Origin of the sequence: Neisseria sp. HMSC075C10 (genome assembly GCF_001815615.1) — a bacterium.
Lineage (GTDB): Bacteria > Pseudomonadota > Gammaproteobacteria > Burkholderiales > Neisseriaceae > Neisseria > Neisseria subflava_A.
In genome coordinates, this window is sequence record NZ_KV821260.1 from 1 (window position 1) to 5,238 (window position 5,238).

Genomic DNA, 5,238 nt, shown 5'->3' on the forward strand with positions numbered 1-5,238 from the left:
AGCGGAAATAGACGAAAACCTGTGTTTGGAGTTTCAGCTGTCGAAGGAAGGGCTTTTTTGCAAAGGTCTCGGGTTGATATTATCTGTGCATATTAATATAATGATAATTATTATTAATCAAATAGAGGAAAAGTAGGGATGTGTAAACCGAATTATGGCGGCATTGTCTTGTTGCCCTTACTTTTGGCATCTTGTATCGGCGGCAATTTCGGCGTGCAGCCTGTTGTCGAATCAACGCCGACCGCGCAAACCCCGTCAGATTCCAAACCTTCCAAGCCTGAGGATATTCCTGCTCCGGCTCCTGCCAAACCTTCTATAGAAACCACGCCGGTCAACCAGCCCGCCGTCGGTGCGGCAATGCGGTTGCCAAGGCGGAATATTGCTTTTTATAACAAAGACGGTACGGAAATTCCCGATAAGCATCAGGCAGAGGAGTATCTGCCGCTTAAAGAGGAGGATATCCTGTTTTTAGACGGTACGCCGCAAGAACAGGTCGACAAACTTAAAAAGGAAATCAAAGGACGGCATCCTAATGCACAAATCTACACGTCCGATTCAAAAGATGCTGTGTATCAATATAAATATGTCCGGGCCGGATATGTTTATACTCAAACAGGAGAAGACGAAATCAAACAGAACTCAGGTGGTAAGCGGTTTACCCACCGGTTTGGTTATGACGGGTTTGTATATTATTCCGGAGAACATCCCTCCCAATCTTTACCGAGCGCGGGAACGGTGAAATATTCCGGTAACTGGCAATATATGACCGATGCCAAACGTCATCGGACAGGTCAGGCGGTTGCCAGTGAGAATTTGGGTTATAACACATATTATGGTAATAATATTGGTGCAACTTCTTATGCGGCTAGGGATGCCGACGACAGGGAAAAACATCCTGCCGAATATACGGTTAATTTCGACAAAAAAAACCTGGAAGGTAAGTTGATTAAAAATCAGTATGTGCAAAATAAGAATAATCCAGATGAACCTAAAAAGCCGCTGATCATTTACAACATTACTGCAAAATTGGACGGCAACCGCTTTATCGGCAGTGCCAAGGTCAATCCTGATTTAGCGGAAAAACATGCCGGTAAGGAGCATTTGTTTTTCCATGCCGATGCCGATCAGCGGCTTGAGGGCGGTTTTTTCGGCGATAACGGAGAAGAGCTTGCCGGACGGTTTATCAGCAACGACAAAAGCGTATTCGGCGTATTCGCAGGCAAACAAAATAGCTCCGTGCCGTCTGAAACGCATACCAAAATCTTGGATTCGCTGAAAATTGCCGCCGACGAAGCTGCCGATCCTAAGGCACGTCCGTTTATTGCCGAGCCTATGCCCGACTTTGCCCATCCTGACAAACTCCTTGTCGAAGGGCGTGAAATCTCCTTGGTCAAAGATACTCAAACCATCGTTCTTGCCGACGGCAGGAAAACGACAATCCGAACCTGCTGCGATTTTCTGAACTATGTGAAAATCGGACGGATGCAAACCGACCGTCCCGTCGTCAAACCGACTGCAACAGAGGACGAAGATTCCGATCATGAAGGCGCGGGACCTGATGATGAAAATGAAAGTTTAGAGCCTGAAGACGGTGAAGACGGTTTGGAAAATGATACCGATGACGGTCATGCTTCTTCCGAGTTGCCGGCAGAGGAAGATAACGGGGAAGCAAATACAGCAGGAAAAAATGAAGGAAACAACGCGGAAAGCGTAGGCACGGATGGAAAATCACCTGTCCAACCCGCTTCTGCATACAGGAATATCGACCTTTTCATAAAAGGTATCCGCACTTCCGAGGCAGACATCCCCAAAATTGGGAATGTCCACTATAGAGGTTCATGGGAAGCCCGTATCGGCGCGCCGATCCAATGGGATAACCATGCGGATAAAGCGGCAAAAGCCGAATTCGACGTTAACTTTGCCAACAAGTCCCTTTCCGGCACCCTGATGGAGAAAAATGGTGTAGAACCTGCCTTCTATATTGAAAACGGTATTATTGAGCACAACGGTTTCCATGCAGCAGCACGTACCCGTGATACAGGTATCGACCTGCTTGGCAGGGGTGCAACATCCTCCAAACCGTTTAAAGCCGAGAACCTTCATGTAACAGGGGGCTTTTACGGACCTCATGCATCGGAATTGGGCGGCAGCTTTGCCGAACCCCAACAAAAAATCGGTGTGGTATTTGGTGCGAAGAAAGATGACAAGGAGGCAACACGATGAACAGAAGGCATACATTCCCGCTTACCCTGACCGCCTTGGCCATTGCAGCCGCTTTCCCATCATATGCGGCAAACCCCGAAACGGCGGCATCTGATGCGGCGCAAAGTCAATCATTGAAGGAGATTACCGTCCGTGCCGCCAAAGTGGGACGGCGATCGAAAGAGGCGACCGGTTTGGGCAAAATCGTCAAAACGTCGGAAACGTTGAACAAAGAACAGGTACTCGGTATCCGCGACCTGACGCGCTACGATCCGGGCGTGGCCGTCGTCGAACAAGGTAACGGCGCGAGCGGCGGTTATTCGATACGGGGCGTGGATAAAAACCGTGTGGCGGTTTCGGTCGACGGTGTTGCCCAAATACAGGCGTTTACCGTGCAGGGTGCATTGAGCGGATACGGCGGACGCGGCGGCAGCGGTGCAATCAACGAAATCGAATATGAAAACGTCGGTACGGTAGAAATCGACAAAGGTGCCGGTTCTTCCGATCACGGCAGCGGTGCGCTCGGCGGAGCAGTCTCCCTCCGCACCAAAGAGGCGGCAGACCTGATTTCAGACGGCAAAAGTTGGGGGATACAGGCAAAAACCGCCTACGGCAGTAAAAACCGCCAATTTATGAAGTCGCTCGGCGCGGGTTTCAGTAAGGACGGTTGGGAAGGGCTGTTAATCCGAACCGAACGCCAAGGGCGGGAAACGCGCCCGCACGGCGATATTGCGGACGGGGTGGAATACGGCATAGACCGTTTGGACGCGTTCCGCCAGACATACGATATTCAGAGTCCGAATAAAAAGGCGGAATATTTCCTGGCGGAGGGCGAGAGTGAGCTCAAGCCTGTGGCAAAATTGGCGGGCAACGGGAAATATTTGAAAAACCAGCTCAACCGCTGGGTGGAAGAACGCCGTTCAAAAGGTCAGGCTTTAAACAGTGAAGAAGAAGCGATGGTGCGGGAGGCGCAGGCGCGCCACGAAAACCTGTCCGCCCAATCGTACACAGGCGGCGGCAGGATATTGCCCGATCCGATGGATTACCGCAGCGGTTCGTGGCTTGCCAAGCTGGGCTACCGCTTCGGCGGCAGACATTATGTCGGCGGCGTGTTTGAGGATACCAAACAGCGTTACGACATCCGCGATATGACGGAAAAACAGTATTACGGTACGGACGAGGCGAAAAAGTTTAGCGACAAGAGCGGGGTGTACGACGGCAACGATTTCCGCGACGGCTTGTATTTTGTGCCGAATATAGAAGCGTGGGATAAAAACAAAGAAAAATGGGTCAAGGGCATAGGTTTGAAATATTCCCGCACCAAATTTATAGACGAACATCACCGCCGCCGCCGTATGGGTTTGCTGTACCGTTATGAAAACGAAGCGTATTCTGACAATTGGGCGGACAAGGCGGTGTTGTCGTTTGACAAACAGGGCGTGGCAACCGACAACAACACGCTGAAGCTGAATTGCGCCGTGTATCCTGCCGTGGACAAATCCTGCCGCGCGTCGGCAGACAAGCCGTATTCCTACGACAGCAGCGACCGTTTCCACTACCGCGAACAGCACAATGTTTTGAATGCCTCGTTTGAGAAGTCGCTGAAAAACAAATGGACGAAACACCATCTGACTTTGGGCTTCGGTTACGATGCTTCCAAAGCGATCTCCCGCCCCGAACAGCTTTCCCACAATGCGGCAAGGATTTCGGAATACTCGGATTACACCGATAAGGGAGACAAGTATCTTTTGGGTAAGCCCGAAGTCGTCGAAGGGTCGGTCTGCGGCTACATCGAAACCCTGCGTTCCCGCAAATGCGTGCCAAGAAAAATCAACGGCAGCAATATCCACATTTCTTTGAACGACCGTTTTTCAATCGGCAAATATTTCGATTTCAGCTTGGGCGGCAGGTACGACCGGCAAAACTTTACCACGTCGGAAGAACTCGTCCGCAGCGGGCGGTATGTTGACCGTTCGTGGAACAGCGGCATCGTGTTCAAACCGAACCGGCATTTTTCTTTGTCTTACCGCGCCTCCAGCGGCTTCAGAACGCCCTCCTTCCAAGAACTTTTCGGGATAGACATTTATCACGATTATCCGAAAGGCTGGCAGCGTCCTGCCCTGAAATCGGAAAAGGCAGCCAACCGCGAAATCGGTTTGCAGTGGAAGGGCGATTTCGGCTTTTTGGAAATCAGCAGCTTCCGCAACCGTTATACCGATATGATTGCCGTTGCCGATCAAAAAACCAAATTGCCGAATCAGGCAGGACAATTGACAGAGATTGATATACGCGATTATTACAATGCCCAAAATATGTCGCTCCAAGGCATCAACATCTTGGGAAAAATCGACTGGAACGGTGTGTATCACAAACTGCCCGAAGGTTTGTACACGACTTTGGCGTACAACCGTATCAAACCGAAATCGGTATCCAACCGGCCGGGACTGTCCCTCCGCAGCTATGCTTTGGATGCGGTACAGCCGTCGCGTTATGTTTTGGGGTTCGGATACGACCAGCCCGAGGGGAAATGGGGCGCAAACATTATGCTGACCTATTCCAAAGGGAAAAACCCTGATGAACTTGCTTATCTGGCAGGCGATCAAAAACGATATTCGGCAAAAAGAGCGTCGTCTGCTTGGTCGACGGCAGATGTTTCTGCCTATCTTAATCTGAAAAAACGGCTGACCTTGAGGGCGGCTATCTACAATATCGGCAACTACCGCTACGTTACTTGGGAATCCTTGCGCCAGACTGCGGAAAGCACGGCAAACCGGCACGGCGGCGACAGTAACTATGGAAGGTATGCCGCACCGGGCAGGAACTTCAGCCTCGCGCTTGAAATGAAGTTTTAAAGGAAATACCGTCTGAAAGCTTGATCTGCACCCCAAAAGTCGGACTAAACCGCCAACTGATTAAGGTGCAGGTTTTTTTTGAGGTTTAGGGTAACTTCTAAACCGTCATTCCGGGAATCTGGACATTCAATGCTAAGGCAGTTTGAGACCTTTACAAAATCCCCCAAAATCCCCTAAATTCCCA

General features: G+C 50.4%; 2 protein-coding genes. Both read left to right on the top strand.

What is annotated here, in order from left to right:
* The first annotated feature begins 138 nt into the window (after nt 1-138).
* Complete coding sequence (locus HMPREF3047_RS05345) at nt 139-2,223, top strand: transferrin-binding protein-like solute binding protein (protein ID WP_049328591.1); 2,085 nt, start codon at nt 139-141, stop codon at nt 2,221-2,223.
* The gene (locus HMPREF3047_RS05350; protein ID WP_060975174.1) at nt 2,220-5,054 is read left to right on the top strand and encodes a lactoferrin/transferrin family TonB-dependent receptor; all 2,835 of its coding nucleotides are present in this window, start codon (nt 2,220-2,222) and stop codon (nt 5,052-5,054) included. The genes HMPREF3047_RS05345 and HMPREF3047_RS05350 overlap by 4 nt, the downstream gene beginning before the upstream one ends.
* The last annotated feature ends 184 nt before the right edge of the window (nt 5,055-5,238 follow it).